This window comes from Pseudomonas sp. Tri1, assembly GCF_017968885.1.
GTDB lineage: Bacteria > Pseudomonadota > Gammaproteobacteria > Pseudomonadales > Pseudomonadaceae > Aquipseudomonas.
This window is the reverse complement of record NZ_CP072913.1, coordinates 3,055,211-3,058,353: the sequence shown is the minus strand read 5'-3', so window position 1 is coordinate 3,058,353 and position 3,143 is coordinate 3,055,211. Positions and strand designations below refer to the sequence as shown.

Genomic DNA, 3,143 nt, shown 5'->3' with positions numbered 1-3,143 from the left:
CGAAGAACCTGCTTTTCTAGTTCGGAGTGGTTGACGATAAAAACGTGTTTTTCAGGTACGGCGCGGCGCCTGGACGGCGGTTTGGCCGACCTCGGCGCACGGGCCAAAGCGATGGATAATCGTCACGTTCAACCGAAGGAGGCGGTTTGCGAACCGCCTCCTTACAGGCCAAAAAAAATTAGAGCATTCGGTAGGTGATGTCTGTCATGGGAAGCAGGGACAAGCCCCGACGTCGCTCAGCCAGGACGTACAGACGCGCAGGATTCAGGGCGAGCGCCCTGCCCGCAAAGCCCGGGACAGGGCATTCACCCTTCAGGTGAAGCTGTCGACTCAGATACTGCGTTTGCGCGTGAGCGCGGGAATTTTCGTCACCGGCACATCGATATGCCGTACCTCGCCCACGGCGGCAGCCACGAGGGCCAGGGTGGGCTGGCCGAACAACACACGGATATCGGCCTCCATGCCGTCCTTGCGCATGCGCTCGATCAGCGTCACGGCAAGCAATGAGTGACCTCCCAGTTCGAAGAAGTGGTCATGACGCCCCACCCGCTCGATCTTGAGCAACTCCGCCCATAACGCCGCAAGCTTGACCTCTATGTCGCCCACCGGAGCCTCATACACACGCGTGGTGTACGCATTGCTATCGGGGGTCGGTAGCGCCTTGCGGTCGAGCTTGCCATTGGGGGTCAACGGCAATGCATCCAGGCGCACGTAGGCAGCGGGAACCATATAGGTCGGCAACTGCGCTTGCAGGTACGTACGCAGGGCTTCGATGTCCAACGTTTCGTCCGGCGAGTGCTGGGTGAAATAGGCCACCAGACGCTTGTCGCCCGGTACATCTTCACGGGCCAGGACCACGGTCTCCTTGAGCTTCGGATACTGGGCGAGCTTGGCTTCGATCTCGCCCAGCTCGATGCGGAAACCGCGAATCTTGACCTGATCGTCGTTACGACCCAGATACTCGATGTTGCCGTCCGGCAGATAACGACCTAAGTCGCCCGTCCTGTACATCCGGGCATTTGGCGTGGTGCTGAACGGGTCCTTGAGGAAACGTTCGGCAGTCAGGTCGTCGCGGTTGAGATACCCACGAGCGACCCCAGCCCCGCCGATGTAGATTTCGCCCGGCACGCCCAATGGCACCGGTTGTTGGTGCTCATCCAGCAAGTAGAACTGGGTATTCGCCACCGGTTTGCCGATGTGTGCCGCAAACCCCTCTTCACGGGCCATCGACACCCAGCTTGAGTAGGTCGTGGTTTCCGAAGGGCCGTAGAGGTTACACAGGCGCTTGACCTGGGTCTGTTCGAACAGCGTTTCCACCAGGCTGCGCTTGAGCGCTTCGCCGGCAACGTTGACCGTGTCGACGCCCTCGCCTACACCGCCCGACTCCAACAAGGCCTTGAGCGCCGAAGGCACGGTGTTGATCAGGGTGATGTCGTGCTCGCCCTGTTGCAGTTCCAGCACATTAGTCACGACTTCGATGCTGCCGCCGCAGGTCAGCGGCGCGAAGCACTCGTAGACGGCCAGGTCGAAGTTCAACGAGGTCGAGAACAGGGTTTTCGACAACGTGGCCTCATCGAAGGAACGATGGGCCCAGGTCAGGAAGTTCACCGTGTTGCGGTGTTCGATCATCACGCCCTTGGGCAAACCAGTGGAACCGGAGGTGTAGATCACATAGGCCAGATGCGCTGAAGTCAGCTCGGCAACCACCGGATTCCGGACGGACTCGTCCTGCCACAGCCCGCTGTCCAGATTGATCACTGGCATCGAAGCGCCGGCCAGCAGTTCGACCGTCGCGTCCTGGGCCAACACCGCCGCTGGCGCACTGTCTTCCAGCATGTAGGCGATGCGGTCCAGCGGATAGGCTGGATCCAATGGCACATAACCGCCACCGGCCTTGAGAATCGCCAGCAAGCCCACGACCATGTCGATGCCGCGCTCGACACAGATCGCCACTCGAGAATCGGGCTTCACCCCTTGCGTGCGCAGATAGTGGGCCAAACGGTTAGCCCGCACGTTCAACTCACGATAAGTCAGGCGCTGCTCCCCACGAATCACCGCAACGGCATCCGGCGTACGCTGCACCTGCTCCTCGAACAACCCATGAATGGTCTGCTGCTGCGGGTAATCGGCTTCGGTGGCGTTGAACTTCACCAGCAGTTGCTCACGTTCCGAGGCCGGCAGGATCGCCAACTGATGCAGCGGCGCCTCCGGCGTCTGCTCCAGCATTCGGACCAGATTCTCCAGCGTGTGCTGCACATAACCACAAAGCCGCTGCGCACCAATGCGTGCCGGGGTCATGACGGTAAAGCTGAACGCCTCGCCCTGGTCATCCACCGACAACATCAATGGGTAGTTGGTCCGCTCTTCGCCACTGAGAATCTGGATACCGTTCCAGGCCGACAGTGCCTCGCTCGATACTGTCGCGCCGGTGTGGCGGTAGTTGAGCAAGGCACTGAACAATGGCGTCGGCGCGGCCACACCACTGCAGCGTTGCGCCAGCGCCAAGGCGGCGTGTTCATGACCGAGCAATGCGGTCAGGCGAGCGTGGGTCGCTTTCACACCTGCACGAACGCCGGTTTGCCCGACACTCACTCGCAACGGCAAGGTATTGATGAACATGCCCAGCGCCCGGTCGGCACCCTCGCCGCCCTGCATCCGACCCACCAGCACCGTACCGAACACCACATCGTCCTTGCCCGACACCTTACCCAGCACCTGCGCCCAAACCAGGTGATACAAGCTCGCCGCGCTCACCCCAAGCTGTCGCGCCTGGGCCCGCAGCCGGCGACTCAGGTCGGCCTCGACCTCCTGGCGCACCTCTTCGAGGCCGCTGCCGTCGCCTTGCACATCCTGCAAATCGAACGGCAACGTCGGCTCTTCGATGTCGCCGAGCATGTCGCGGAAAAAGGTTTCGTGCGCTTCACGGCTCACGCCCAAGCGGGCCTGGGCCACGAAGTTGCGGTACGGCACCGATGCCGGCAGCCGCTGCGCCTGGCCGAGCATATGCGCCTCGATTTCCGCGGACAGCACCGCCAGTGACGTAACGTCGTCCACCAGATGGTGAAACAACAGCATGCCCACCCAGCGTTGGTTCGCCGGGTCTTGCCCATAGACGAGCCGCATCATCGGCGCCTGGCGAATGT

General features: G+C 61.7%; 1 protein-coding gene (cut by a window edge). It reads right to left on the bottom strand.

Going from position 1 to position 3,143, the window contains the following annotated elements; translation table 11 throughout:
• Positions 1 to 330 precede the first annotated feature (330 nt).
• Positions 331 to 3,143, bottom strand: partial view of a non-ribosomal peptide synthetase gene (locus J9870_RS13230; RefSeq protein ID WP_210644688.1) — the 3' portion only. The gene runs 10,369 nt beyond the window's last position; 2,813 of the gene's 13,182 nt are visible here — the last part of the coding sequence; its start codon lies off the right edge, out of view; its stop codon occupies positions 331 to 333.